This is a genomic window from Cellulomonas olei (assembly GCF_039548315.1).
In the GTDB taxonomy this organism is placed as follows: Bacteria; Actinomycetota; Actinomycetes; order Actinomycetales; family Cellulomonadaceae; genus Cellulomonas.
On the sequence record NZ_JBCLVN010000030.1, the window covers coordinates 1 to 25,198 of the forward strand.

Below are 25,198 nucleotides of genomic sequence, written 5' to 3' on the forward strand. Positions count from 1 at the left end.
CCGGGGGCGCCCAGCACCGCGGCCGTGCCGCGCTCACCCGCGCCCGGCAGCGTCGGCACCGCGGGCAGCCCCCGCCCGGGCGTGCCGCAGCAGTCCGTCCCGCGTCCCGCGGCCCCGCGTCCCACGGTGTCCCGCGCGCGCTCCGCGCCGCCACGCCCCGCGGCGGGTCGTCCCAGCAGCTCCCGCCCGGGTGCGCGCACGGGCGGCGCCGACCGCCGGGGCCCCCGCGCCGAGACCGTCCAGCAGCGGCTGCCGCGGCTGTTCACCGTCCGCGCGCTGGTGATGCTCGTCGTGCTCTCGATCGCGTTCGTGCTGGTCTTCCCGACGTTGCGGCAGTACCTCGACCAGCAGGTGCAGCTGGAGCAGCTGCGCGCCGAGGTCGCCGCCGCCGAGCAGGCGAACGACGACCTGCAGGCGGAGCTGGACCGCTGGTCGGACCCGGCGTACGTGGAGGCGCAGGCCCGGTCGCGGCTGGCGTTCGTGATGCCGGGTGAGCGGGCACTGCGCGTGGCGGACCCGGAGGTCGTGCCGGAGGAGCAGCCCGCGGACGAGGCGCCGGCCGGGCCCGCGACCTCGGCGGACTCCGACGACCCGACGCGGCCCTGGTACGCGCGGCTCTGGGACTCCGTGCAGGTCGCGGGTGTCGCCGGGACCGGTGAGGCCGGCGGGTCCGCGGAGGACCCGGAGGCGGGGGACAATGGGTCGGCGCCGGCCGACGGGACCCCGAGCCCGGGCGACGGCGCCCCCGACGCGGAGCTGACGCCCTGAGGTCTGCCCCGACCGCCGCCGACCAGCCCGACCCGAGGAACGCCGTGACCGACCTGCCCCCGACCACCGTGGGCGCCCTGCCCGACCCGGCCGAGGTGCCGCGCGCCCGGCACGACGCGCCCGACGTGACCGACGCCGACCTCGCGGTGCTGCGGGAGCAGCTCGGCCGGCCGGCGCGCGGCGTGGTGGGGGTCGCCGCCCGGTGCGCGTGCGGACGGCCGCTGGTGGTGCGCACCGCGCCCCGGCTGGACGACGGCACCCCGTTCCCGACGACGTACTACCTGACGTGCCCGCCCGCCGTCGGTGCGGTCAGCACGCTCGAGGCCGGCGGCCTGATGAAGGAGCTGACGGCCCGGGTCCAGAGCGAGCCGGAGCTGGGTGCGGCGTACCGGGCCGCCCACGAGGCGTACCTGGCGGACCGGGCGGCGCTCGGCGACGTGCCGGAGATCGCGGGGGTCTCCGCCGGGGGGATGCCGACGCGGGTGAAGTGCCTGCACGTGGTCGTGGGGCACGCCCTGGCGGCCGGTCCCGGTGTGAACCCGGTCGGCGACGAGGTCCTGCTGATGCTGCGCGACGTGTGGCGGCCGGACCGCTGCACCTGCTGAGCCGCCGGGCGCACCCGCCGGGGGTGGGAGGATGGCACGCGTGACGCGTGTGGCTGCCATCGACTGCGGGACCAACTCCATCCGGCTCCTGGTGGCCGACGTCGACCCGTCCGCGGGGACCCTCGTGGACCTCGACCGCCGCATGGAGGTCGTGCGGCTCGGGCAGGGCGTCGACCGCACGGGACGCATCGCACCGGAGGCGCTCACGCGGACCCTGGACGCCACCCGCCGCTACGCGCAGGTGTGCGCGGACCTCGGCGTCGGGGCGGTCCGGTTCGTCGCGACCAGCGCGTCGCGCGACGCGGAGAACCGCGACGAGTTCGTCGCGGGTGTGCGCGAGGCGCTCGGCGTGGAGCCGGAGGTCATCGGCGGCGTCGAGGAGGCCGCGCTCTCGTTCCGGGGCGCGACCGGGGTGCTCGGTGCGCGGCACGACGCGCCGTACCTGGTGGTCGACCTCGGCGGCGGCTCCACCGAGGTGGTGCTCGGGGACGGCAGCCCGGAGGCCGCGTACTCGATGGACGTCGGCTGCGTGCGCATCACCGAGCGCCACCTCCGGTCGGACCCGCCCGCGGCGGACGAGGTCGGGGCCGCGGTCCGCGACGTCCGCGCGGCGCTCGACGTGGCGGCGGCAGAGGTGCCATTCGGTCGCACCGCCACCCTCGTGGGGCTCGCCGGGTCCGTCACCACCGTCACCGCGCACGCGCTGGGCCTGACTGCGTACGACCCCGCGGCGATCGACGGCTCCGTGCTCCCGGTCGACGCCGTGGTCGCGGCCTGCGACGACCTGCTCGCGCGGGACCGGGCGTCGCGCGCGGCGCTCGGGTTCATGCACCCCGGCCGGGTGGACGTCATCGGCGCCGGCGCCCTGGTGTGGCGCGAGGTCGTGCAGCGGGTCCGTGCCGAGGTCGCGGCCGCCGGCGGCGAGCTCACCGAGGTCGTCACCTCGGAGCACGACATCCTCGACGGCATCGCCTGGAGCGTCGCCGAGCGGCTGGCGTCCCGCCGGGGCTGACCGCCCGACCTGGCGCTGACCGCCGGGGCCGTCCGCGTCGCACGTGCTGCGACATGCGGACTATCCGTTTCTGCCCGGTACTGCGCGAACTGTAGTACCGTGTGACTTGCGGGAGTCGAGGAGGGTCGACTCCCGCGCCAGCAGCCCGGGGTGCGGCGGACAGGGGGCGCCGCACCCCGGGACGGACGGACCGGCCGCAGGGCCGGCGGTGATGCGGGAGGCGCGGTGGACACGACCCAGCTGCTCAAGGGGGTGCTCGACGTCGCGGTGCTGGCCGTGGTCGCGGACGAGGACGGCTACGGCTACGACGTCGTCCGCCGGCTGCGGTCCGCGGGGCTCGCCGAGGTGGGCGACGCCTCCGTCTACGGGACGCTGCGGCGCCTGTACTCCCAGGGCGCGCTGACGTCCTACGTGGTGCCGAGCGACGAGGGGCCGCACCGCAAGTACTACGGGATCAACGCGCAGGGCAGGGCGATGCTCGCCGCCCAGCGCAAGGACTGGCGCGAGTTCGCGGGCACGATGTCCCGCCTGCTCGAGGAGGAGGCAGCGTGACCGGGACCGCCCACGCCGCGCCCGCGTCCGGGCCGGTGCAGGACGTCGGGGAGTACGCCGCCCGGGTCCGCGCCCACCTGACGGGGCTGCCGCAGGACCAGGTCGACGACCTGACCGACGGGCTCGAGGCCGACCTGGCGGACGCGCTGGCCGACGAGTCGCAGGCTGCTCCCGGGGGCGACGCGGCCGACCTGAGGGTGCGCTTCGGGGACCCGCGGGACTACGCGCGCGAGCTGCGCCTGGCGGCCGGGCTGCCGGAGCCGGCGGACGCGGTGCCCGACCTCCGGTCGCCCGCCCGGCGCGCGTGGGCCCGGCTGCGGCTCGGCCTCGCGCGGATGGGGTCCGAGCTGGGCGCGCAGCCGTGGTGGCCGCCCCTGCGCGACTTCCTCGTCTCGCTCCGCCCGGTGTGGTGGCTCGCGCGCGCGTGGGTCGTGTACCAGGCGATCGCGTTGGTGTTCGGCTTCACCCAGGGCTGGCTGCCGCGCAACCCCGTGACGATGCTGGTGCTCGCGGTGCTGGCGGTCGTGAGCGTGCAGTGGGGTCGCGGGCGCTGGGTGCCGCGGCGCGGGCGGGTGGTCCCCGTCGTGGTGTCGGCTGCCGCGGCGGTCCTCCTGGTGCCGGTGGTCGCCGTCGCGAGCGACTGGGAGGTCACCCGGGTGCGGTACTCGACGGAGTACGTCGAGACCCAGCCGCAGGACGGCGTCTGGGTGGACGGGATGCAGGTCAGCAACCTGTTCGTCTACGACGCCGAGGGCGACGCGCTGACCGACGTGCAGGTGTACGACGACCGCGGCAGGCCCGTGCGCACGGTCACCGACGGCGGCTGGGGCTGGTGGTCGCTGCCGGGGGTCGCGGGGGAGTGGTCGTTCCTGCCCGTGCAGGACGAGGACGGTCGCGAGCGGTGGAACGTCTACCCGCTGCGCGGCGCACCGTCGGCGGAGTTCGCCTGGGAGCGCGGTGACGGTTCGGAGACCACGACCGAGGGGCTGCTGACGACCGAGCCGCAGCAGCCGCCGCGGCCGTTCGCCAAGGCCCCGGCGATCGTCGACGACGGGACGACCACCACGGAGGAGTCCGCCGGCGAGGAGCCCGCTGACCAGGACGAACGTCCCGGGTCGGAGCCGTCGGCGAGCCCCGAGCCGGGGGCCACCGCCACCCCGTGACGGGTCCTCCCGGGACTTTGTGCCCAGGATCACGTGGGGTCGGGTCGCTTTCAACAAGTCATGGGACGTACCGTTGACGTATGTCTGAGGCCACCGTCACGACCCCCGCGCGCGCGTCGGGGAAGCCCCGCAAGGTGCCGCGCATCGTCATCCTCGGCGGCGGTTCCGTGGGGCTGTACTCCGCCCGGCGGCTGCGCCGGCGCCTCGGGAACCGGGAGGCCGCCATCGTCGTGGTCGACCCGCGTCCCTACATGACCTACGCGCCCTTCCTCCCGGAGGCCGCGGCCGGGTCGATCGACGCCCGCCACGTGGTGGCGCCGCACCGCCGCGCCCTCAAGGGCATCGACGTGCTCCAGGGCAAGGTCTCGGCGATCAAGCACGCCGAGCGCACCGTCGAGGTCACGCCCGAGGAGGGCGACCCGTACTGGATCACCTACGACCACCTCATCGTCGGCCTCGGGTCGGTCGCCCGCACGCTGCCCATCCCCGGGCTCGCGGAGCAGGCCATCGGCTTCAAGAACGTCGAGGAGGCCATCGCCGTCCGCAACCACGTGCTCGGGCGGATCGACCTGGCGTCGTCCACCTGGGACCCGGAGCTGCGCCGGCGGATGCTCACGTTCACGTTCGTGGGCGGCGGCTTCGCGGGTGTCGAGGCCATCGCCGAGGTCGAGGACATGGCGCGCGACGCGGTCAAGCAGTACCGCTCGCTCGACCAGGAGGACCTGCGGTTCGTGCTCGTCGAGGGCTCGCGCCGGATCCTCCCCGAGGTGTCCGAGGAGCTGGGCGGCTACACGCTCGAGCAGCTCCGCAAGCGCCGCATCGAGGTGTTCCTGTCGACGTTCCTCAACTCGTGCGTCGACGGCCACGTGGTGCTGTCCGACGGCACGGAGTTCGACTCCGAGACCATCGTGTGGACCGCGGGCGTCAAGGCGAACCCGGTGCTGCAGAACTCGGACCTGCCGCTCGACAAGCTCGGCCGCGTCATCACCCTGCCGACGCTCCAGGTCGCCGACGCCGACGGGAACGTCGTGGCGGACGCCTACGCGGCCGGCGACTGCGCCGCCGTGCCGGACCTGACCCAGCCCGGCCAGTTCTGCCCGCCGAACGCCCAGCACGCCATCCGGCAGGCCACGCACCTCGCGGACAACCTCGCCCGGGTGCTGCGCAGCGCGGAGCCGACCGACTACAAGCACAAGAACATCGGCGCCGTCGCGTCGCTCGGCATGTACAAGGGCGTCGCGCAGTTCATGGGCCGCATCAAGGTCCGCGGGTTCCTCGCGTGGGTCATGCACCGCACGTACCACGTGTTCGCCATGCCGACGCTGAACCGCAAGCTCAGCATCATGGCCGGCTGGACCGCGAACCTGCTGTGGCGCCGCGAGGTCGTGCCGCTCGGCTCGCTGCACGACCCGCGCGCGGAGTTCCGCGCCGCGTCGGTCCCGCCCCGCCCGAAGGCCGAGCCCGCCGCCGAGGACCACAGCCCGGTCGCGAGCACGGAGGCGAAGCCCGCCGCCGAGCCGAAGCCCACGGCAGGCGCCACGGCCTGACGGGCCAACCCCGCCCCCGGCCCCCGCGGCCGCCGGCGCCGCCTCCGCACCACCCGCCGCCCGCCGCCCCCCGCCCGCCCACCGACCCCGTCGGAGGCTCCGAACGCGTACGGAGACCTCTGCGCGTCATCGGAGACCTCCCCGGACACCTCCGATGACGCGTGGAGGTCCCCGACCACGTCGGGAGCCTCCGAACGGGGCCGTGGGCGGGCGGTGTCGTGCCCAGGGCCGAGGGCCGAGTGCCGAGGGCCGAGTGCCGAGGGCCGAGTGCCGAGGGGCGACCGGGCGCGGGGTCGACGGGGGCCCGGGGGCAGAAATCGCTGGCGTCCGTGTCGGTGCCGGGTGGCACCATGGCGCAGTCGCCGGCGTCCGACCGGCGGACACCCGGAATGCCCGTCCCCCGGCGGGGGTTCCAGGTCGACGACGTACCGCTGCCCTGCGCCCGGCGCCCCCGCGCCCGCGAGCGGCCCCCGCACCCCCAGGTGGACGACCACCCGACCGAGGGAGACCCATGACTGCTCGCACCGGCACCCTGCCGCCGTCTCCTCCGCCCGCGCCGCGCGGAGCCGCGGACCAGCCGCCCACGCCCGCCGAGCCGCAGGCCGCGCCCGCGCCGGTGCGGCTCGACCCGGCCGACCGCACCGTCATCGCGCTGCTGCTGGTCGCCGGCTTCGTCGTCATCCTCAACGAGACCGCGATGGGCGTCGCCCTGCCGGTGCTCATGGAGGAGCTCGGCGTCTCCGCGGCGACGGGCCAGTGGCTGACCACCGGGTTCATGCTGACGATGGCCGTGGTCATCCCCGCGACCGGCTGGGTGATGGACCGGTTCCGCACCCGGCAGGTGTTCGTCGCGGCGATGTCGCTGTTCACCGCCGGGACGACGATCGCCGCGGTGGCGCCCGGGTTCGGCGTGCTGCTGGCCGGCCGCGTGGTGCAGGCGAGCGGGACCGCGGTGATGATCCCGCTGCTGATGACGACGGTGCTGACGCTGGTGCCGCCGGCGATCCGCGGCCGGGTCATGGGCACGATCTCCATCGTCATCTCCGTGGCGCCCGCGGTCGGCCCGACGATGTCCGGCCTGGTGCTGTCGCAGCTGTCCTGGCGGTGGGTGTTCCTCGTGATGCTGCCGATCGCGCTCGTCGCGCTGGGCCTCGGGGTGTGGCGGGTCCGCGACGTGACGACCCCGCGGGACGCCCGCCTCGACGTCGTCTCGCTGGCGCTGTCCGCCGTGGGCTTCGGCGCGCTGATCTTCGGGCTGTCGAGCATCGGGGAGTCGGCGGGCGGCCACGCGCCGGTCGCACCCTGGATCCCGCTGACCGTCGGGGTGGTGGCGCTCGCCGTGTTCGTCCGGCGGCAGCTCGCCCTGCAGCGGACGACGGGCGCGCTGCTCGACCTGCGCGTCTTCGCGCACCGCTCCTACACGGTGTCGACCCTCGTGCTGGTCATCTCGTTCATGGCGATGTTCGGCGCCCTCATCGTGCTGCCGATCTTCCTGCAGGGCGTGCTGGGCCGCGGCACCCTCCAGACCGGGCTCCTGCTGCTGCCCGGCGGCGTCGTCATGGGTGCGCTGTCCCCGCTCGTGGGGCGGCTGTTCGACCGGTTCGGGCCGCGTCCGCTCGTCACGCCGGGCGCCGTCGCGCTCAGCGCCGCGCTGTGGCTGATGTCGACGCTGCACCCGGGGACCTCGGCCGCGGCCGTCGTCGCGGTGCACACGCTGCTGTCCGCCGGGCTGGCGTTCATGATCACGCCGCTGTTCACGTCCGCGCTCGGCACCCTGCCGCGCGAGCTGTACGGGCACGGCAGCGCGATCGTCAACACCGTCCAGCAGCTCGCGGGCGCCGCGGGCACCGCGCTGTTCATCACGGTGCTGTCCACCACCACGGCCGGGCGGCTCGCGGCGGGCGCGGACGTGCTCGACGCGACGACGGCCGGCGTGCAGGACGCGTTCCTGTGGGGCGGCGTCGTGTCGGTCGTCGCGGTCGGCGCGTCGCTGCTGGTGCGCCGGCCGCCGGCGGGGGAGCGGCCCGCGGTGCACTGAGCCGCGGAGGAGGGCCCGGGCGCGTCCGACGACGCCCCGGGCCCGTTCCGTCCTCGTGCACCCGCGCCCGTCCCTCCCCGCGGGTCCGGACCTCCGGCGTGGGTGGCAGGATGGCCCCGGCCCCCGTAGCCCAACCGGCAGAGGCAGCCGGCTTAAACCCGGCACAGTGCGGGTTCGACCCCCGCCGGGGGCACCTCGACCTCGACCTCGATCCGGAGCCCCCCGGTGTCCTCGTGCCGACGCACGACTGCCGCCGGAGCGTGCAGCCGGGATCCGGCGGCACCCTCCGGTGGCGCACCGCGCCGGAGAGCGCCATCCTGACCCCCTGTGCAGCGGCGCGCAGGCCGGCGCGAGCTCGCGGGGGGACCCGATGCCCGGTCACGACGAGGCCGTCCGGCTGCACGCCGACGCCTCGCTGGACGCACTCATCCAGACGCTCACCGACCAGGCGGGTCGCACCGCCGGGGCGGTGGACGCGCACGCCTGCGCCACCGCGACGGTGCGGGGCGTGGACCGCTGGCTGGCGGCGTCCTCGGTCGGCGCGGCCCGCTGCGACGGCGCGCAGGACCGGCCGCGCCGGGGCCCGCGCTACCAGGTGCGGCTGACCGGGGACCCGGTGCTGCTGCCGGACCTGGCGGACCCCGACGTGCAGCGGCGGTGGCCGGTGTGGGCGCACGCCTGCCGGGTGCAGGGCTTCCGGTCGGCCGCGGTGGTCGCGGGGGTCCACCGTGACGTGACCGTGCACCTGTCGCTGTACGGGCGCCGCCCGGCCCGCTGGGACGAGGTCGCGGAGCGGGCCGCGGGCATCGCGGAGGGCATCGCGTCGGTGGTGCGGGCCCGCGACGAGGTGATCGCGCTCGCGCACACGATGGACGACCTGCTGGCGTGCAGCCGGTCCCAGCCGCTCATCGACCGGGCGGTGGGGGTGGTGATGGCGCAGCGCCGGTGCGACGCGGCCGAGGCGCTGGCGTACCTGCGGGACGCGGCCAGCCACCGGGACGCCCGCGAGGTGGCCGCCGGGCTGGTCGCCGGGGCCGTGCCGGCGCCGGGCGTGGTCCCGGCTCCGCGCGACGTGGCGTGACCGGGCGCCGGCGCTGACCCGCCCGGCGCGACGGCCCGGGCGCTCGCACGCTCGTCGCCCGCCGTGCGGCCCGCGGGTGTTGGTACGGTCACGCCTCGTGACGGTGCACATCGACGGCGGCGACCTGGGCTGCGCCCGCCTTCTGGTCCTGCTGCGCGACCGCGCGCGCGAGCTGCCGGCCGGCACGGTCGTGCACCTGACGACGTCCGACCCGGTCGCGCCGGTCGACCTGCCGGCGTGGTGCCGGCTCACGGGGCACGAGTACCTGGGGCCGGTGCCGGACGGCCCGCCGCCGGCGACCTACGCGGTGCGGCTGGCCGCGGACCCGCGGGCGACGGACCCGGCGCGTCCGTGGCACCTGGCGCCGGGCGCCTGACCGCGGTCCCGCGGGCTCCGGGGCCCCGCGGGAGCCTCGGGGCGCCGGCGGGGGGTCAGTCGAGGCCCTCGGCCGACTCGGACTCCTCGATGCCCCGCAGCCAGTCGCGCTTCGCGGCGCGCCAGCCCTCGTCGTCGGTGCCCAGGCGCCAGTAGCCGGAGATCGACAGGTCGGCGGCGGGCAGGCGTCGCTCGACCCGCAGGTACCGCCGCAGGTCGCGCACGGCCCCGGCCTCCCCGTGCACGAACGCGTGCACCCGGCCGTCCGGCCACGGCAGCTCGCGCACGGCCTCCACCAGGCGCGCGCCGGGTGCGGCGTCGCCGGTGTGCACCCAGCGCAGCGCGACGCCGTCGGGCACGTGCAGCGCGACCTCCTCGCCGCGGTCGGCCACCTCGAGCACGGCGAGCCCGGACGCGGCGTCGCCGAGCCGCTCGAGCGCGACCGCGACGGCGGGCAGCGCGGACGCGTCGCCGACGAGCAGGTGGTGGTCGGCGCCCAGGTCCGGGCTGTACCCGCCGCCCGGCCCGACGACCGCGACCTCGTCCCCGGGAGCGGCGGTCGCGGCCCACGGACCCGCGAGGCCGGCGGTGCCGTGGACGACGACGTCGAGCGTCAGCGTGAGCTCCATGTCGTCCCACGCCCGCACCGTGTACGTGCGCAGACGGGGCTGGTGCTCGGGCGGCAGGGCCTCCCGGGCGGCCGCCAGGTCGACGACGCCCTCGGGCGTGGTCCACAGCGCGAGGGCGTCCGCGCCGGTGACCGTGCGGCCGACGCCGGGCAGGAACACGAGCTTCACGTAGGAGTCCGCGGCCGCGGACGGCCGGAAGCCCGCGAGGCCCGGTCCGCCCAGGGTCACGCGGACCATCGCGGGCGTGAGGTGCTGGGTGCGCAGCACGACGGCGCGCAGCGCGGTGCGGCCCTTGCGGGGAGGGCCCGCGGGCGCGGCTGCGAGGTCGGGAGAGGTCACGGGGCACTTCCGGTCGGGGTGCCGGACGCCGGGCGGCGCCGGGGGAGGCGGCCCCGGGGTGTCGACCGCCGGTGACGAGCGTAGGTGCTGGTGCGGGGCCCCGTCACGTGCCCGGCCCGTGTCCGGTCACGTGCCCGGGCCCGCGTCCGGGCCCGCGTCCGGGCTCTGCCCGCCGGTGCGCCCTCAGCGCGCCGGGTGCGCCCGGCCCCAGGTGTCGATGTCCGCGTTGAGGCGGGTCAGCAGCCGCGCGAGCTCCGCGCGGTCGTCCTCGGGCCAGTCGTCGAGCACCTCGGCGTACACGCGCGCCCGGACGTCCCGCGTCGTCGCGAGGGCCTCGAGCCCGGCGTCGGTGGGGGCGACCAGCGTCACGCGGCCGTCGCCCGGGTCGGCGGTGCGTCGGACCTGCCCGGCCTGCTCCATCGCGAGCACCTGCCGCGTGACGGTCGAGGGGTCGAGGCGCAGGGCGTCGGCGATCGCGTTGACGCTGGCGGTGCCCTCGACGGCCAGGACGGAGAGCACGAGGTACGCGGACCGCTCGATCTCCCCGCGGGCGCGCGCCCCGGCCCGGCGGGTCCGGTCCGCGAGGCGCAGCAGCATCGCCACCTGGGCCTCGATCGTGCGCACCGCGTCGGCGGGCTGCTCCATGGTCACCTCGGGTCCTCGTCGTCGGCGTCGGCAGTCTGCCACGCGGTGCTGTGGCCGATGGCTGTATAGTACAGATAAACCCCCGACGACGAGCTTCCTCAGGAGACGTATGCCCAGCCGCCACCACGAACCGCACCGCACAGCGATCTATGCCACGGCCCTCACGGCGTTCTTCGCCATCGCGGGCATCGCCGTGGTGGACCCGATCCTGCCCGTCATCGGCACGGAGATCGGCGCCTCCACCTGGCAGATCGAGCTGCTGTTCACGGCGTACCTGGTCGTCATGGCGGTGGGGATGATCCCCGCGGTCATCGCCACCGGCCGGTTCGGGTACCGGGCCGTGCTCGCCACCGGCGTCAGCGTCGTCGCGGTCGCCTCGGTGCTCGCCTCGCTGTCCGGCTCGATCACCCAGCTCGCCGTCCTGCGCGGGCTGTGGGGCCTCGGCAACGCCATGTTCTTCGCGACGGCGATGGTGCTGCTGGTCGCGCTCGCGACGGACCGGGAGTGGGTCGTCGAGCTGTTCGAGACCTGCGTGGGCCTGGGCTTCGCCGTCGGCCCGCTGCTCGGCGGGCTGCTCGGCCAGATCTCCTGGCGCGTGCCCTTCGCGGCCTGCGGCGTGCTCATGCTGCTGGCGCTCGCGATGTCCGTCACCCGGCTGCGCGACCCGCAGGACCCGCCGACCCCGCTGCGGCTGCGCGACGTCCTGCAGCCCTACCGCCGGCCCGCGTTCCGCGCGCTGTGCGTCGTGACCGCGGCCTACAACTTCGTGTTCTTCGTGGTGCTCGGCTACACGCCGGTGTTCCTCGGCCTCGGCGTCATCCCGCTCGGCCTGGTGTTCACCGCCTGGGGCGTCGGCCTGGCCGTCGGCATCCTCGTGGTCGGGCACCGGCTCGCGCACCGCGTCGGCGCCGTCGCCACCGTGGGCGTCGCGGTCGGCGGGCTGCTCGTCGCGCTCGTCCTGCTGGCCACGAGCGCCGGGACCGCGGAGTCCGTCGTCGTCCTCGTGCTCGCGGGCGTGTGCATGGGCATCGCCAACGCCAACCTGACGGACCTCGCGCTCGGCATCGGCGGTGCCGAGCGGCGCACCACGACCGCGGCGTTCAACCTCGTGCGCTGGGGCTTCGCGGCGCCCGCGCCGGTCATCGCCGGCCTGCTGCACCCCGTCAGCCCGACCGCCCCCTACTGGGTGGGCGCCGGCGTGCTGCTGCTCGGGGCCGTCGTGTTCGCCTGGAAGGGGCAGTCGATGGCGACCGCGGTGGGGGAGCGGCTGACGTGGCGCGCCTGGGACCGCGCGGCGCGCGCCGTGGAGGGCACGCCGGAGGAGGCCGTCGGCGAGGCCTGAGGCGTCAGCGCCCGACCAGGCCCGACTCGTACGCGAACACCACGGCCTGCACCCGGTCCCGCACGCCCAGCTTCGCCAGGATGCGGCCGACGTGCGTCTTGACGGTGGCCTCCGACAGGAACAGCCGCTGCGCGACCTCCGCGTTCGACAGCCCCTCGGCCACGGCCAGCAGCACCTCGCGCTCGCGCTGGGTCAGCTCGGCCAGCCGGGCGTCGTCGCGCGGCGGGGCGGCGTCCGCCGCGGCGCTCGGCAGCTCCTCGGCGAACAGCTCGAGCATCCGGCGCGTGACCCGCGGGGAGACCACGGCGTCCCCGGTCGCCACCGCCCGGATCGCGTCGGTGAGCTCCGCCGGCCGCGCGTCCTTGAGCAGGAACCCGCTGGCGCCGGCCCGCAGCGCGGCGAACGCGTACTCGTCCAGGTCGAACGTCGTGAGGATGAGCACGCGCGACGGCGACCCGGACGCGACGATCCGCTGCGTCGCCTCGATGCCGTTCGTCCCGGGCATCCGGACGTCCATGAGCACGACGTCGGGCTGCAGGGCGGCGACCTGGCGCAGCGCCTCCGCGCCGTCGCCGGCCTCGCCCACCACCGTGAGGTCGTCCTCGTCGTCGAGCACCAGCCGGAAGCCCATGCGCAGCAGCGGCTGGTCGTCGACCAGCAGGACGCGCACCGGGCCGGACGCGCCGCCCGGGCCCGTCGCCCCCGGCCCGGTGCCGGACCCCGTCGCGTCCCCGGTGCTGCTCACGTGCGCTCCTCGTCGTGCTCGTCGGTGGTGGTCGCGGTCCCGGAGTCCTCGGTGCGGAGCTCCACGTGCACCCGCCAGCCGCCCCGGTACGGCCCCGCCGCCACGGAGCCACGGTAGACCGCGGCGCGCTCCCGCATGCCCACCAGCCCGCGCCCGGTCCGGACCGGCTGACCCGGCACGAGGGTCTCGGTGCCGCCGGCATCGGTGCGCGTGGCCAGCGGGTCCTCGAGCCGCTCCGCGAGGCGCCCGCTGAGGCGCGCGCGCCGGCCCGGCTCCGGGTCGGGCTCCGCGACCGGGTCCGCGCCGCCGCCGTCGTCCACGACCTCGATCCCGATGCGGCCCGCGCCGTGCCGCACGAGCACGTCCACGCGCGCGCCGCTGCCGGCGTGGCGCAGCACGTTCGTCAGCGACTCCTGGACCACGCGGTAGACCGTCAGCGCCAGGCCGGCGTCCGCGGGGAGCGCGGGCCCCGCCGTGGTCAGGTGGACCGTGAGACCCGCGGCGCGGAACTGCTGCACCAGCGACTCCAGGTCGTGCGTGCCGGGCTGCGGCTCCAGCGGCACGTCCGCGCCGCGCAGCACGCCGAGCATCCGCCGCATGTCGTTGAGGGCGGACCGGCCGGTCTCGGACAGCAGGTCCAGCGCGGCCACCGCGTCGTCCGGGGACCGCCGCACGGCCACCCGCGCGCCGTCCGACAGGGCGATCATCACCGTGAGGCCGTGCGCGACCACGTCGTGCATCTCGCGCGCGATCCGGGTCTGCTCGGCGGCCGCGGCGAGCTTCGCGTGCTGCTCGCCGGCGTCGACGAGCTGCTGGTGCCGGTCGACCAGCGCGCGGGTGTGCAGCCGGCGGGCCCGCACGTTCGCGCCGATCGCGAACGCCCCGAGGCCGACCAGGAGGAAGCTGGGCGCGTCCGAGGTGAGGACCGGCTGCGGCAGCGGCCGGACGTCGGTGCCCTCGGAGGTCGTCACCGTCACCGAGCCGGGCTCCGGCTCCGTCCGCCCGCCCCACAGCGCCAGCGCGCCGACGACCACCACCGTGGCGATGCCGAGCACCGACCAGGCGACGCGCTGCGGCCGGCTGGCCGCGACGACGTACAGCGCGAGCGCGAACCCCAGGTCGAACGCCCCGACGTGCCCGTCGACGAGCACCTGCAGCAGGCCGAGCGCGGCCATGGCCAGCGCGACGCGGACCGGCCAGCGCCGCCGGACGGCCAGCACGCCCAGCCCGAGCACCGTGAGCGCCAGCGACAGCGCGGTCGCCGCGGGGCCGCCGTCCAGCAGGACGCCGGTCGAGCCCTGCGGGCCGGCCTCCGACACGCCCGCCACCGCGTACACGAGGCAGACCAGCACGTCCGACGCGACCGGGTGCCGGGCGAAGAAGCGCCGGACGCGGCCGAGCCGCCGCGCGTCGAGCTCGGTGAAGGCCTGCGGGGCGGCGTCCGGGGCCGGGCTCGTGCTCGGGCTCAGCGGGACCTCCAGGGGCGGCGGGGCGGACGGGCGGACGGGCGGACGGGTGGACGGCGTGGACGGGCGGGTCGGGACGGCGGCGGCCCCGCCCCGCCGGAGCGGGACGGGGCCACCCTGCCACGGGCGCGGCCGGGTCAGGCGTCGCGGCGCTTCGCGAGCACCAGCGCGCCGGCGAGCGCGACCAGGCCCCAGGCCACCAGCACCCCGAAGCCCTCCCAGGGGGACAGCGTGGCGTCGGGGCCGCCGTTCTGCACGAGCTGCGACCCTGCGGACATCGGCAGGTACGGGCTCACCTTCTGGAAGAACGTCCACGGGACCATCGCGAACACGCTCTCGACCACCAGCAGCAGGCCCAGCACGGTGGCGAGCGCGCCGGCCGAGTGCCGCAGGAGCGCGCCGATGCCGTACGCGAGCAGCGCGATCGCCGCGAGGTAGAGCGGCGCGCCGACGAAGATCCGCTGGTTCACGGCGTCGCCGAGGTCCACGCGGTACTGCTCGCCGAGCACGGGGTACGTCACGGCCCAGGACGCGAGGGTGCCGACCACGCCGGTGACCCACGCGACGACCACCACGACGAGGCCCTTGGCCAGCAGGGCCGGCGTGCGGGTCGGGGCGGCGGTGAGCGTGCTGCGGATCATCCCGGTCGAGTACTCGCCGGTGATGGTGAGCACCGCGAGCACGCAGATCGCGAGCTGCGCGAACTGGATGCCGCCGACGACGTCACCGGCGGTGAAGCGGCCGAGGTCCATGCCCCCGGACTCCATCTCCCGGGTGCCGAAGTACGCGATCATCCACGCGATGCCGGTCTGCGCGAGCACCGTGATGGGCAGCACCCACCACGTCGAGCGGACGGTCCAGAGCTTGATCCACTCCGAGCGGACCAGCCGCGGGAACGTGACGCGGACGTCGCCGGCGGCGCGGGACGAGCCGGCGCGGCGGGCGGCGGGGACGGTGGCGGTGGCGGTCATCGCCGGGCCTCCTGGCTGGTCGTGGCGGCGAGGGCCGCGGGGTCGGAGTGGTACTCGACGTCGTCGGCGGTCAGCGACATGTAGGCCGCCTCCAGCGACGCGGACACCGGCGTGAGCTCGTGCAGCACCAGGCCGTGCTGCGCCGCGAGCTCGCCGACGGCCGGGGCGGTGGCGCCCGCGACCTCCAGCAGGCCCGCCTCGACGGAGGTCACGGTGGTGTCGGGGCCGCGCAGCAGGTCGGCGAGCTGGGCCGCCTGGGGGCTGCGGACCCGGACGCTCGCGCCGGACGCGCCGGCCACGATGTCCGCCACGGGGGCGTCCGCGATGATCCGGCCGCGGCCGATCACGAGGATGTGGTCCGCGGTCAGCGCCATCTCGCTCATGAGGTGCGAGGAGAGGAACACGGTGCGGCCCTCGCCGGCCAGGTGCTTGACCAGGTTGCGGACCCACAGCACGCCCTCGGGGTCGAGGCCGTTGACCGGCTCGTCGAGGATCAGCGTGCGCGGGTCGCCGAGGAGCGCCGCGGCGATGCCCAGGCGCTGGCCCATGCCGAGCGAGAACCCGCCGACGCGCTTGCCGGCGACGCCCTGCAGGCCGGTCATCTCGATGACCTCGTCGACGCGCTTGCGGCCGATGCCGTGGGTCGCGGCGACGGCCCGCAGGTGGTTGGTCGCGGAGCGGCCCGAGTGCACCGCCTTCGCGTCGAGCAGCGCGCCGACCTCCGTCAGCGGGGAGCGGTGCTGCGCGTAGGGGCGGCCGTTGACCGTGACGGTGCCGGCCGTCGGGCGGTCCAGGCCCATGATCATCCGCATGGTGGTGGACTTCCCGGCGCCGTTCGGGCCGAGGAAGCCCGTGACCTTGCCCGGCTGCACGGTGAAGTCGATGCCGGCGACGGCGGTCTTGCTGCCGTACCTCTTGGTCAGTCCTCGTGCCTCGATCATGGTGTCCTCACTGGTGGGTTCCGGTACGTCACGACCGTACGGACCGGTGCGCCGGCGCGGAACGGTCGCACGGCCGAACCCGGCCGGCCCCGCGCTCGCCCGGGGGGACGACGCGGGTCCTCCTCACGGATGACCCGCTCGGGTCCGGGCTCCCGCGCAGGTCGCGTCGTGCGCCGGGGAACTTCCGGAGGCGGCGTGGCGTTCTAGGGTGGTGAACCACTGCCGGCTCGATCTCGAACCGACCCTGGAGGACCGATGAGCAACCCGGTGTTCAACAACAGCGCCGTCTTCGGCGACCCGCGCGCCCGCGGGAACCGGGCCGCCCGCCCGCAGCAGGGTGCCCCGACGGGCACCCTCGGCTCGACGGGCCCGGTCGTCGAGGCGTCGACGCTCGAGCAGATGTACGGCGCGCCGTCCGCGACCACGCGCGACACGCGCCGCCTGACCTACGACGACGTCATCGTCAAGACGGGCGGGCTGCTCGCGCTGCTCGTCGTCGTCGCGGCGGCGACCTGGAACCTGGCGCCCGGCATCTGGCCGATCGGCGCGATCGCCGGCCTGGTGCTCGGCCTCGTCAACGCGTTCAAGCGCGAGCCGAGCCCCGTGCTCATCACGCTGTACACGGTGGCGCAGGGCGTGTTCCTCGGCGGGATCAGCCTGGCGTTCCAGAACATGACCACCGACGTCACCGGCAACGTGCAGCCGATCGTCATGCAGGCGATCATCGCCACGTTCGCCACCTTCGGTGCCGCGCTGTTCCTGTTCAAGTCCGGCCGCGTCCGCGTCACCCCGAAGTTCACGCGCTGGCTGCTCATCGCGATGGTGGGCTACCTGGCGTACTCGCTGGTCAACGTCGTGATGATGTTCTTCGTCGCGAGCGACGGCTTCGGCCCGCTGCGCAACGGGTGGGTCGGCGTGCTCGCCGGCCTGTTCGCGGTCGGCCTGGCCGCCGCGAGCCTCATCATGGACTTCGACGCCATCAAGCGCGGCGTCGAGCAGGGCGTGCCGAACAAGTTCGCCTGGTCCGCGGCGTTCGGCCTCATCGTCACGCTCGTCTGGCTGTACCTGGAGATCCTGCGGATCCTCGCGATCCTCCAGGGCCGCGACTGACGCCACCCCCACGACGGCCCCGCCGCCCGGCCCTAGGCTGGTGCGACGGGGCCGTCGCACGTCCCCGCCACCCCCTCGGCCGTCTGGAGTCCCGTGAAGTACGCGCAGCACGTCTCCGACCTCGTCGGCAACACGCCGCTGGTCCGCCTCAACGCCGTGACCGCCGGCCTGTCCGCCACCGTCCTGGCCAAGGTCGAGTACTTCAACCCGGGCGGGTCCGCCAAGGACCGCATCGCCCTGCGGATGATCGAGGCGGCCGAGGCCTCCGGCGAGCTGCGGCCCGGCGGCACCATCGTCGAGCCGACCAGCGGCAACACGGGCGTCGGTCTGGCGCTCGTCGCCCAGCGCAAGGGCTACCGCTGCGTGTTCGTGTGCCCGGACAAGGTCTCGGAGGACAAGCGCGACGTGCTGCGCGCGTACGGCGCGGAGGTCGTCGTCACGCCGACCGCCGTCCCGCCCGACCACCCGGACTCCTACTACTCGGTGTCGGACCGCCTGGTCACCGAGATCGAGGGCGCCTGGAAGCCCAACCAGTACGCCAACGTCAACGGCCCCGCGAGCCACTACGACTCGACCGGCCCGGAGATCTGGGCCGACACCGACGGCCGGGTCACGCACTTCGTCGCGGGCGTCGGGACCGGCGGCACCATCACCGGCACCGGCCGCTACCTGCACGACGTCTCGGCGGACCGCCCGGCGGCCGACGGCGGCCCGGTCCGCGTGGTCGGCATCGACCCGCAGGGCTCGGTGTACTCCGGCGGCGACGGCCGGCCGTACCTGGTGGAGGGCGTCGGCGAGGACTTCTGGCCGTCCGCGTACGACCCGGCGGTGCCGGACGAGATCATCCCCGTGTCCGACGCCGACTCGTTCGCGATGACGCGGCGCCTGGCCCGCGAGGAGGCGCTGCTGGTCGGCGGGTCGTGCGGGATGGCGGTCGAGGGCGCGCTGCGCCTGGCCCGCCGCCTCGAGGAGGACGACCCGGAGGCGGCGGCCCGCGCGGTGATCGTGGTGCTGCTGCCGGACAGCGGCAAGGGCTACCTGTCGAAGATCTTCAACGACCGCTGGATGCGGTCCTACGGGTTCCTCGACGCGGGCGAGGGCGCCGCCGTCGGCGACGTGCTGCGGACGAAGGACGGCAGCGTGCCGGCGCTCGTCCACACGCACCCCAACGAGACGGTCCGGGACGCCATCGAGATCCTCCAGGAGTACGGCGTCTCGCAGATGCCGGTCGTCGGCGCCGAGCCGCCCGTGAAGATCGGCGAGGTCGCGGGCGCCGTCTCCGAGCGCGAGCTGCTGGACGCCGTGTTCTCGGGCGCCGCCTCGCTGTCGGACCGCGTCGACCGGCACATGTCGGCGCCGCTGCCGCTCATCGGGTCCGGGGAGACGGTCGGCTCGGCGCGCGAGGCGCTGCAGAAGCACGACGCGCTCATGGTGGTCGACGACGGCGTGCCGGTGGGCGTCCTCACCCGGCACGACCTGCTGGCGTTCCTGGCGCGCTGAGCGCCGCGGGCGTGCGGCGGGGCGCCCGCCCCGGTCACGCCCCCAGGACGTGCCGGTCGACGAACGCGTTGCGGAACGTGCCCTCCGGGTCGGTGCGCGCCACCAGCGCGCGGAAGTCGTCCAGCCGCGGGTAGAGCGCGCGGGGGTCCGAGCCGGGCGCGCCGAGCGAGGCGAACAGCTTGCCCCAGTGCGGCCGCGCCCCGAGCGGGGTCAGCGCGGCCTCCAGGCGGGGCAGGACGGCCTCGACCTCGGGCTGCCGCGGCTGCCACGTGAAGTGCAGGGCGACCCGGTCGCCGCCGGACGCCGTGCTGAGCCACAGGTCGTCGCCCGCGACGGTGCGGACCTCCGAGACCTGGAGCAGCGGCGCGACGACGGGGGCGAGGGCCCGCAGCGCCCCGAACGCCTCGGCGGCGCGCCCGCGGGGGACGAGGTACTCGGACTGCAGCTCGTCGCCGTTGCTGGGCGTGAACTCCAGCCGGAAGTGCGGCAGCCGCTCGTGCCACGGACCGGGGACGCCGAGCTGCTCGGTGCAGTGCACGGGGTCGATGCCGGGCAGGGGGTGCAGCGGGCCGGGCGCCGGGCGCGCGCCGAACAGCTCGGTGCGTCGCTCGTAGCCGGCGCCGGCGGCCAGGCGGGTCTTGCGCCAGACCTGCTGCACCGCGGGGCCGGTCCAGTCGGTGAACAGGCTCACGGAGTCGGCGGACCCGGTCACGTCGTCCAGGTGCTCCAGCGCGACGTCCCACGGCAGGTCGGTGTGGACCTCCTGCGCGACGTCGTACGTCGGCTCGACGTCGAGCGTGACCCGCACGACGACGCCGAGCGCGCCGAGCCCGACGACGACACCCGGGAAGTCGGCGTCCCCGCGCGCGACGTGCCGCAGCGTGCCGTCGGCGGTCACCAGGTCCACCGCCGCGACGGCTGCGGCGAGGTTCCGGGACCGGTCGCCCGACCCGTGCGTGGCGGTGGCGACCGCCCCGGCCACCGAGATGTGCGGCAGCGAGGCGAGGTCGTGCAGGGCCCAGACCTGCGCGTGCAGGACGCGGGCGAGCGCTCCGTAGCGGGTGCCGGCGGCCACCGACACCGTCCGGGCGCCGGCGTCGACGTGGACGTCCGGGTCGAGCCCGTCCAGCCGGACCAGGTCGTGCTCGGTGTCCGCGAGGTCGTTGAAGCAGTGCCGCGTCCCGAGCGCCCGCACCCGCCTCGCGCCCGCGACCACCTCCTGCACCTGCTCGACGGTCCGCGGCTCGTGCACGCGCGCGGCGGCGTAGGTGAGGTTCCCGGCCCAGGTGGTCAGCGACATCGGTGCTCCCGTCCCGGCGGGCGCCCCTCGCCCGCCGGGACGACGCTAACCCGTCGCGCGCCGGGCGGCCGGTCCCCCGGGTTCGCGGCGACGGCCCGGGAGCGGGCAGGATGGGGGAGTTCAGCCCACGACCGAGGAGACGTCATGTCCACCCTGCCCGAGGCCACCGGATCGTTCGGCGAGAAGCCGACCCTGACGTTCCCCGAGGGCGAGGCGCCCGCCGAGCTCGAGGTCGTCGTCCTCGCGCCCGGCGACGGCGCGCTCGTCGAGGCCGGCGACGACCTCGAGGTGCACTACCTGGGCCAGACCTGGGGCGGCCACGTGTTCGACAACTCGTACGACCGCGGGTCCTCGATCTCGTTCCCGATCGGCGTCGGCGCCGTCATCGGCGGCTGGGACGAGGGCCTGGTCGGCCAGCCCGTCGGGTCGCGCGTGCTGCTGTCGATCCCGCCGCACCTGGGCTACGGCGACCGCGGTGTACCGCAGGCCGGCATCCGCGGCGGCGACACCCTGGTGTTCGTCGTCGACATCGTCGGCACCCGCTGACGCCACCGCCCGTCGTCGCGCCGCCGCCCGCCCGCGCCCGGGAGGGCGGCGGCGCGACGTCCGGACCCGCCCGGCCCCCGCTCCGCCCCGATCAGGAGACCCCCATGCCCACCCCGCACATCTCCGCGCAGCCCGGCGACTTCGCCCCGGACGTCCTCATGCCGGGCGACCCGCGCCGCGCCACCCGGATCGCGGAGACGGTGCTGGACGACGCGCGGCTGGTGACCGAGGTGCGCGGCGTCGTCGGCTGGACGGGGACCTGGCAGGGCCGGCCGGTGTCCGTGATGGCGTCCGGGATGGGCGTGCCGTCCATCTCGATCTACGCCACCGAGCTGTTCCGGTTCTACGGGGTGCGGCGGATCATCCGCATCGGCACGGCGGGCGGCATGCAGCGGCACCTCGAGCTCGGCGACGTCGTGGTCGCCACGGCCGCGCACACCGACTCCGGCGTCAGCGCCAACCGGCTGCCGGGGCTGCACTACTCCCACGCCCCGAGCTTCGCGCTCGCGTCCGCCGCGGTGGCCGCCGCGCGCGACGTCGAGGGGGCGCGCGTCCACGCCGGGCCGGTGCTGACCTCCGACGTGTTCTACGCGGACCGGCCGCAGCTCATGCAGGCGCTGGTCGAGCACGGCACGCTCGCCGTCGAGATGGAGGCCGCCGGGCTGTATGCGGCCGCCGACCGGGAGAAGGCGGAGGCCCTGGCGCTGCTGTCCGTCTCGGACTTCACGTTCCAGGCGGCCGAGCTCGACGCGGACGAGCGCGAGCGGCTGTTCCAGCACGCGGTCGGCATCGCGCTGCGCGCGTTCGCCGCCACCGACTGACGCGCCGTCAGGCCGGCCCGGCCACCAGGACGCGGGTGCCGACCGTCCGCAGCACCGCCAGCGGGGACGTCACGCCGTCCAGCAGGACGCCGCACTCGTCGGACGGCCACTGCACCCGCACGGCCCTGCCGCCGGCGTCCACCAGGTAGACCTGCGGCTGCGGCAGCCACACCGCGGCGCAGACCTGGTCGGGCCCCGCGACCCGGCTCGGGCGCGCGAGCTGGGCGAGCAGGGGACCGAGGTCGCCGGCCAGCTCGACCTCCGTGACCGCGACGGCCGCGGGGGACGGCTCGGGCGCCCCGGGCACCGCGGGGAGGTCGCCGAGGTCGACCGCCTCGCCCTCGGGCACGGTCAGGAACCCGGGCGCCGGCTCCGCGTCGCCACCGGGTGCGGCCGGTCCGGGCTGCACCGGTCCGTCGAGCGGGCCGCGGCAGTGCACGGCCGAGACGGGGAGGAACCCCTCGGGGACCGACCCCGCCGCGGGGGCCGGGCGGTCGTGGCCCTCCGGCGGCGTCAGGCCGAGTCCCCACAGGACGTCGGTCGCGAGGCAGTCGGGGGCGGCCGCGACCTCCGCGGCGGGCGGTCGCTCGGTCGCCGCCCCGCAGCCGGTGCCGGCGAGCAGCGCGGGCAGCCCCAGGGCGAGGGCGGCACCCGCCCGGCGGCGGGAGCGGCGGGCGTGCCGGTCGCTGGGCGCCGCGGCGCGGTCGCACGGGTCGGGCAGGTCGGGCAGGTCGGGCAGGTCGCGCGGCTCGCGCAGGCGACGGGACCCGCCGGTCGGGGCGACGGCGGGGACGGCTCGGGTCGCGGACGGCACGGGTCTCCTCGGCGGTCAGTCGAGCAGGCGGCGCAGCCGGCTCTTCTTCTCGTTCTCCCGCACCACCCACGCGACGTCCGGGTCGGTGGTGGTGCGCAGGGCGGCGAACGCCGGCAGGCCCGCGCCCGGGTCGCCGGCCACGGCCACGCTCCAGCAGTACCCGAGCGCCTGGCGCAGGGTGCGGACGTCGGGGTGGCGGCGCGCGTCCGCCGGGAGGGCGGCGAGCGCGTCGGTGGCCGTGGTGCACGCGGACAGGGCTGCGGCCGCGGTCGCCGGGTCGCGCAGCAGCCGGGGCTCGCACACACCCGCGACGGCCGCACGGCGGACCAGCGGGTGGGCGTCCGCGGCCCAGTCGGCGACGACCCCGCGCAGGTCCGCCGGCCGGTCGTCGCCGAGGCGCTGCAGGGCCATCGCGGTCGCCTCCCGCACCCGCCACAGCGGGTCCGCGGCGCGGTCGTGCAGCAGCGCGAGCAGGTCGCGGGCGCCGTCGTCGTCCCCGGCCGCCAGGGCCTCGACGAGCAGCCGTCCCGCGCCGACGGTCCCGCAGCAGCGCAGGTACTCGTCCGGGTCGTCCGCGAGCGCGAGCACCAGGGGAGCGGGCGCCACGTCGGCGAACGCCGCCATCACCTCGAGGTTCCCCCGCGGTCCCGGCAGCCCGGAGTGCTGCGTGAGGTAGCCGGGCACCTGCCCGGGGGGCAGGGCGCGCAGCGCGGCGCGGTGCTCGTCGACCTTCGTCACACCAGGTCACGGTACGCGGACGCCGCGGCGCCCGGGGTCGTTCTCGTCCCCGGGCGCCGCGGCGTCGTGGTGCTGCGGCTACGCGTCGAGCGGCCGCGGGCAGGACACGCCGGTGCCGCCGAGCCCGCAGTAGCCGTTCGGGTTCTTGTCGAGGTACTGCTGGTGGTAGTCCTCGGCGTAGTAGTACGTCCCGGCCTCGGCCGCGGGCCGCACCTCCGTGGTGATCTCGCCGTACCCGGCGCGGGTCAGCCGCTCCTGGTAGGCGGCGAGCGTCTCGCGCGCCGCGGCCTCCTGCTCCGGCGTGGTCGGGTAGACCGTCGACCGGTACTGCGTGCCGCGGTCGTTGCCCTGCCGGAACCCCTGCGTCGGGTCGTGCGACTCCCAGAACGTGCGCAGCACGTCCGCGTCCGACACCACCGACGGGTCGTAGGCGACCTGCACGACCTCGGCGTGCCCGGTCAGCCCGGTGCACACCTCCTCGTACGTCGGGTACGGCGTGTACCCGCCCTGGTAGCCCACCGACGTCGCGACGACGCCCGGGAGCTGCCAGAAGACGCGCTCCGCGCCCCAGAAGCAGCCGAGGCCCAGCGTGATCGTGCGCGTGCCCTCCGGCCACGGCCCGCGCAGCGGCGTGCCGAGCACGGTGTGCGTGGCGGGCACGGTGTAGGCGTAGTCCTCGCGTCCGCGCAGGGCGCGCTCCGGCGTGACCATCGTGGCGGCGAGGGCAGATCCGAACAGCCAGCTCATGGTGACTCCCTTCCTCGGGTCCGACGCTCTCAACCGGGCCGCGCGCCCGCGTGTTCCCCGGCCTCCCGAGCGCCTAGCCTGAGCCTGTGACTGACGAGACGCACCCCACGCTGCCCGGATCCGGCGATCTCGCCGCGCACACCGACGACGGGGACTGGTCCGGGGCCGGCTTCGCGACGCGGGCCATCCACGCCGGGCAGGAGCCGGACGGCGCGACGGGCGCGGTGGTGACGCCGATCTACCAGGTCTCGACCTACAAGCAGGACGGCGTCGGCGGGCTGCGCGGCGGCTACGAGTACTCCCGCTCGGGCAACCCGACGCGTGCGGCGCTCGAGGAGGCGCTCCGTGCGGCGGAGGGCGGTGGCGCGGGCTTCGCGTTCGCGTCGGGACTCGCGGCGGAGGACACGCTGCTGCGCGCCGTGCTGCGGCCCGGTGACCACGTGGTGGTCCCGGACGACGCGTACGGCGGCACGTACCGCCTCATCGCGCGGGTGTTCGGTCCGTGGGGCGTCGAGCACACGCCCGTGGGCCTGTCCGACCCCGACGCCGTGCTGGCCGCCATCCGGCCCGGGCAGACCAAGCTCGTGTGGGTGGAGACGCCGACCAACCCGCTGCTCGGCGTCTCCGACATCGCGGCGCTCGCGGCCCACGCGCGGGCGGCCGGCGCGGTGCTCGTCGTCGACAACACCTTCGCGACCCCGTACCTGCAGCAGCCGATCGCGCTCGGCGCGGACGTCGTCGTGCACTCCACCACCAAGTACATCGGCGGCCACTCCGACGTCGTCGGCGGGGCGCTGGTCGTCGCCGACGGGGCGCAGCTCCCGGTCGGGCTCGAGGGGCCGACCGGCACGACCGCCCTGGCCGACGCGGTGGCGTTCCACCAGAACGCGTCCGGCGCGGTCGCGGGCCCGTTCGACGCGTGGCTGACGCTGCGCGGCCTCAAGACGCTCGCGGTGCGGATGGACCGGCACTGCGCGAACGCCGCGGCGGTCGCGCGGTTCCTCGCCGACCGCGACGACGTCGGCGACGTGCTGTACCCGGGCCTGGACTCGCACCCGGACCACGCCGTCGCCGAGCGTCAGATGTCGGGCTTCGGCGGGATGGTGTCGTTCCGGGCCGGCAGCGCCGAGCGCGCCGCCCGGGTGTGCGCCGGCACCCGCGTGTTCACGCTCGCGGAGTCGCTGGGGGGTGTCGAGTCCCTCATCGAGCTGCCCGCCCGCATGACGCACGGCTCCGTGGTCGGCACGGACCTGGAGGTCCCCGACGACCTCGTGCGGCTGTCCGTGGGCATCGAGGACGAGGCCGACCTGCTCGCCGACCTCGCGCAGGCGCTCGCGTGAGCGCGCCGGGCCTGCCCGGGAAGGGCTGGCGCAGCCGCGCCCGGAGCCGCCGGGCCGTCGCCG

At 76.1% G+C, this 25,198-nt stretch carries 25 protein-coding genes and 1 tRNA gene; 16 read left to right on the top strand and 10 right to left on the bottom strand.

Going from position 1 to position 25,198, the window contains the following annotated elements; all coding sequences use genetic code 11:
• The 10 genes from AAHH18_RS10675 to AAHH18_RS10720 all read left to right on the top strand — a co-directional run.
• The coding region (locus AAHH18_RS10675) for a septum formation initiator family protein (protein WP_343301603.1) at window positions 1-768 on the top strand (768 nt) is incomplete at its 5' end.
• Between the two features lie 95 nt (window positions 769-863).
• Window positions 864-1,373, top strand: coding sequence for a DUF501 domain-containing protein (locus tag AAHH18_RS10680; RefSeq protein ID WP_283321881.1), 510 nt, complete (start codon window positions 864-866; stop codon window positions 1,371-1,373).
• Window positions 1,374-1,413: 40 nt separating this feature from the next.
• Window positions 1,414-2,385 (top strand): Ppx/GppA phosphatase family protein, encoded by a 972-nt coding sequence (locus AAHH18_RS10685; protein WP_343301604.1) that lies wholly within the window; start codon window positions 1,414-1,416, stop codon window positions 2,383-2,385.
• A gap of 225 nt (window positions 2,386-2,610) precedes the next feature.
• On the top strand, window positions 2,611-2,937 hold the full coding sequence (locus AAHH18_RS10690) for a PadR family transcriptional regulator (RefSeq protein ID WP_222171552.1): 327 nt from the start codon (window positions 2,611-2,613) through the stop codon (window positions 2,935-2,937).
• Window positions 2,934-4,100: an HAAS signaling domain-containing protein gene (locus AAHH18_RS10695; RefSeq protein ID WP_343301605.1), complete on the top strand. Its 1,167-nt coding sequence runs from the start codon at window positions 2,934-2,936 to the stop codon at window positions 4,098-4,100. Before AAHH18_RS10690 ends, AAHH18_RS10695 begins: the two co-directional genes overlap by 4 nt.
• An 80-nt stretch (window positions 4,101-4,180) precedes the next feature.
• Window positions 4,181-5,647 (top strand): NAD(P)/FAD-dependent oxidoreductase, encoded by a 1,467-nt coding sequence (locus tag AAHH18_RS10700; protein WP_343301606.1) that lies wholly within the window; start codon window positions 4,181-4,183, stop codon window positions 5,645-5,647.
• A gap of 511 nt (window positions 5,648-6,158) precedes the next feature.
• On the top strand, window positions 6,159-7,685 hold the full coding sequence (locus tag AAHH18_RS10705; RefSeq protein WP_343301607.1) for an MDR family MFS transporter: 1,527 nt from the start codon (window positions 6,159-6,161) through the stop codon (window positions 7,683-7,685).
• Between the two features lie 119 nt (window positions 7,686-7,804).
• A tRNA-Leu gene (locus tag AAHH18_RS10710) sits at window positions 7,805-7,878 on the top strand.
• 177 nt (window positions 7,879-8,055) lie between these two features.
• Window positions 8,056-8,766 carry an ANTAR domain-containing protein gene (locus AAHH18_RS10715; RefSeq protein ID WP_343301608.1) on the top strand — a complete coding sequence of 237 codons (711 nt, stop codon included), beginning with the start codon at window positions 8,056-8,058 and terminating at the stop codon, window positions 8,764-8,766.
• A 97-nt stretch (window positions 8,767-8,863) separates the two neighbouring features.
• Complete coding sequence (locus tag AAHH18_RS10720; protein WP_283321158.1) at window positions 8,864-9,142, top strand: sulfurtransferase TusA family protein; 279 nt, start codon at window positions 8,864-8,866, stop codon at window positions 9,140-9,142.
• Between the two features lie 55 nt (window positions 9,143-9,197).
• Here AAHH18_RS10720 and AAHH18_RS10725 read toward each other — a convergent pair whose 3' ends face one another.
• Window positions 9,198-10,109, bottom strand: a complete 912-nt coding sequence (locus tag AAHH18_RS10725; protein ID WP_283321157.1) for a siderophore-interacting protein — start codon at window positions 10,107-10,109, stop codon at window positions 9,198-9,200.
• A 183-nt stretch (window positions 10,110-10,292) separates the two neighbouring features.
• Window positions 10,293-10,754, bottom strand: coding sequence for a MarR family winged helix-turn-helix transcriptional regulator (locus tag AAHH18_RS10730; protein WP_343301641.1), 462 nt, complete (start codon window positions 10,752-10,754; stop codon window positions 10,293-10,295).
• 109 nt (window positions 10,755-10,863) lie between these two features.
• On the opposite strand from AAHH18_RS10730, the gene AAHH18_RS10735 reads away from it, so the two are divergent.
• Window positions 10,864-12,096 carry an MFS transporter gene (locus AAHH18_RS10735; RefSeq protein ID WP_283321156.1) on the top strand — a complete coding sequence of 411 codons (1,233 nt, stop codon included), beginning with the start codon at window positions 10,864-10,866 and terminating at the stop codon, window positions 12,094-12,096.
• Window positions 12,097-12,100: 4 nt separating this feature from the next.
• On the opposite strand, the gene AAHH18_RS10740 is transcribed toward AAHH18_RS10735, so the two are convergent.
• The 4 genes from AAHH18_RS10740 to AAHH18_RS10755 form a co-directional block, all read right to left on the bottom strand.
• A complete protein-coding gene (locus AAHH18_RS10740; protein WP_459349118.1) occupies window positions 12,101-12,727 on the bottom strand; it encodes a response regulator in 627 nt (208 codons plus the stop codon).
• A gap of 110 nt (window positions 12,728-12,837) precedes the next feature.
• Window positions 12,838-14,529 (bottom strand): sensor histidine kinase, encoded by a 1,692-nt coding sequence (locus AAHH18_RS10745; RefSeq protein WP_459349119.1) that lies wholly within the window; start codon window positions 14,527-14,529, stop codon window positions 12,838-12,840.
• Entirely contained in the window at window positions 14,445-15,278 is an 834-nt protein-coding gene (locus AAHH18_RS10750; RefSeq protein ID WP_343301610.1) for an ABC transporter permease subunit, read from the bottom strand. Before AAHH18_RS10750 ends, AAHH18_RS10745 begins: the two co-directional genes overlap by 85 nt.
• Window positions 15,275-16,219, bottom strand: coding sequence for an ABC transporter ATP-binding protein (locus AAHH18_RS10755; protein WP_343301611.1), 945 nt, complete (start codon window positions 16,217-16,219; stop codon window positions 15,275-15,277). The genes AAHH18_RS10750 and AAHH18_RS10755 overlap by 4 nt, the downstream gene beginning before the upstream one ends.
• Window positions 16,220-16,474: 255 nt before the next feature.
• Between AAHH18_RS10755 and AAHH18_RS10760 the strand changes: the two genes are divergently transcribed.
• Entirely contained in the window at window positions 16,475-17,329 is an 855-nt protein-coding gene (locus AAHH18_RS10760) for a Bax inhibitor-1/YccA family protein (RefSeq protein ID WP_343301612.1), read from the top strand.
• Window positions 17,330-17,422: 93 nt separating this feature from the next.
• Complete coding sequence (locus AAHH18_RS10765) at window positions 17,423-18,829, top strand: cystathionine beta-synthase (RefSeq protein WP_343301613.1); 1,407 nt, start codon at window positions 17,423-17,425, stop codon at window positions 18,827-18,829.
• Between the two features lie 34 nt (window positions 18,830-18,863).
• Here the strand turns inward: AAHH18_RS10765 and AAHH18_RS10770 are convergent, their stop codons facing one another.
• On the bottom strand, window positions 18,864-20,129 hold the full coding sequence (locus AAHH18_RS10770) for an FAD-binding protein (protein WP_343301614.1): 1,266 nt from the start codon (window positions 20,127-20,129) through the stop codon (window positions 18,864-18,866).
• A gap of 144 nt (window positions 20,130-20,273) precedes the next feature.
• On the opposite strand from AAHH18_RS10770, the gene AAHH18_RS10775 reads away from it, so the two are divergent.
• Both AAHH18_RS10775 and deoD read left to right on the top strand, forming a co-directional pair.
• Entirely contained in the window at window positions 20,274-20,675 is a 402-nt protein-coding gene (locus AAHH18_RS10775; protein ID WP_283321149.1) for an FKBP-type peptidyl-prolyl cis-trans isomerase, read from the top strand.
• Between the two features lie 104 nt (window positions 20,676-20,779).
• Window positions 20,780-21,496, top strand: a complete 717-nt coding sequence (gene deoD, locus AAHH18_RS10780; RefSeq protein WP_283321148.1) for a purine-nucleoside phosphorylase — start codon at window positions 20,780-20,782, stop codon at window positions 21,494-21,496.
• A gap of 7 nt (window positions 21,497-21,503) precedes the next feature.
• Here deoD and AAHH18_RS10785 read toward each other — a convergent pair whose 3' ends face one another.
• The 3 genes from AAHH18_RS10785 to msrA all read right to left on the bottom strand — a co-directional run bounded on the left by AAHH18_RS10785 (window position 21,504) and on the right by msrA (window position 23,795).
• Window positions 21,504-22,310 carry a hypothetical protein gene (locus tag AAHH18_RS10785; RefSeq protein ID WP_343301615.1) on the bottom strand — a complete coding sequence of 269 codons (807 nt, stop codon included), beginning with the start codon at window positions 22,308-22,310 and terminating at the stop codon, window positions 21,504-21,506.
• Between the two features lie 15 nt (window positions 22,311-22,325).
• Entirely contained in the window at window positions 22,326-23,048 is a 723-nt protein-coding gene (locus AAHH18_RS10790) for a HEAT repeat domain-containing protein (protein ID WP_283321145.1), read from the bottom strand.
• A 78-nt stretch (window positions 23,049-23,126) separates the two neighbouring features.
• Window positions 23,127-23,795, bottom strand: a complete 669-nt coding sequence (gene msrA / locus AAHH18_RS10795; protein ID WP_343301616.1) for a peptide-methionine (S)-S-oxide reductase MsrA — start codon at window positions 23,793-23,795, stop codon at window positions 23,127-23,129.
• 110 nt (window positions 23,796-23,905) lie between these two features.
• Here msrA and AAHH18_RS10800 point away from each other — a divergent pair, with 110 nt between their 5' ends.
• Complete coding sequence (locus AAHH18_RS10800) at window positions 23,906-25,135, top strand: cystathionine gamma-synthase (RefSeq protein ID WP_343301643.1); 1,230 nt, start codon at window positions 23,906-23,908, stop codon at window positions 25,133-25,135.
• Window positions 25,136-25,198: the final 63 nt, after the last annotated feature.

What these genes read in the sequence shown, in the direction of transcription:
- AAHH18_RS10700 (WP_343301606.1), top strand. Translation starts at nt 4,181, where the DNA reads ATGTCTGAGGCCACCGTCACGACCCCCGCGCGCGCGTCGGGGAAGCCC.
- AAHH18_RS10705 (WP_343301607.1), top strand. Translation starts at nt 6,159, where the DNA reads ATGACTGCTCGCACCGGCACCCTGCCGCCGTCTCCTCCGCCCGCGCCG.
- AAHH18_RS10715 (WP_343301608.1), top strand. Translation starts at nt 8,056, where the DNA reads ATGCCCGGTCACGACGAGGCCGTCCGGCTGCACGCCGACGCCTCGCTG.
- AAHH18_RS10730 (WP_343301641.1), bottom strand. Translation starts at nt 10,754, where the DNA reads ATGGAGCAGCCCGCCGACGCGGTGCGCACGATCGAGGCCCAGGTGGCG.
- AAHH18_RS10735 (WP_283321156.1), top strand. Translation starts at nt 10,864, where the DNA reads ATGCCCAGCCGCCACCACGAACCGCACCGCACAGCGATCTATGCCACG.
- AAHH18_RS10740 (WP_459349118.1), bottom strand. Translation starts at nt 12,727, where the DNA reads ATGGGCTTCCGGCTGGTGCTCGACGACGAGGACGACCTCACGGTGGTG.
- AAHH18_RS10750 (WP_343301610.1), bottom strand. Translation starts at nt 15,278, where the DNA reads ATGACCGCCACCGCCACCGTCCCCGCCGCCCGCCGCGCCGGCTCGTCC.
- AAHH18_RS10755 (WP_343301611.1), bottom strand. Translation starts at nt 16,219, where the DNA reads ATGATCGAGGCACGAGGACTGACCAAGAGGTACGGCAGCAAGACCGCC.
- AAHH18_RS10760 (WP_343301612.1), top strand. Translation starts at nt 16,475, where the DNA reads ATGAGCAACCCGGTGTTCAACAACAGCGCCGTCTTCGGCGACCCGCGC.
- AAHH18_RS10770 (WP_343301614.1), bottom strand. Translation starts at nt 20,129, where the DNA reads ATGTCGCTGACCACCTGGGCCGGGAACCTCACCTACGCCGCCGCGCGC.
- AAHH18_RS10775 (WP_283321149.1), top strand. Translation starts at nt 20,274, where the DNA reads ATGTCCACCCTGCCCGAGGCCACCGGATCGTTCGGCGAGAAGCCGACC.
- deoD (WP_283321148.1), top strand. Translation starts at nt 20,780, where the DNA reads ATGCCCACCCCGCACATCTCCGCGCAGCCCGGCGACTTCGCCCCGGAC.
- msrA (WP_343301616.1), bottom strand. Translation starts at nt 23,795, where the DNA reads ATGAGCTGGCTGTTCGGATCTGCCCTCGCCGCCACGATGGTCACGCCG.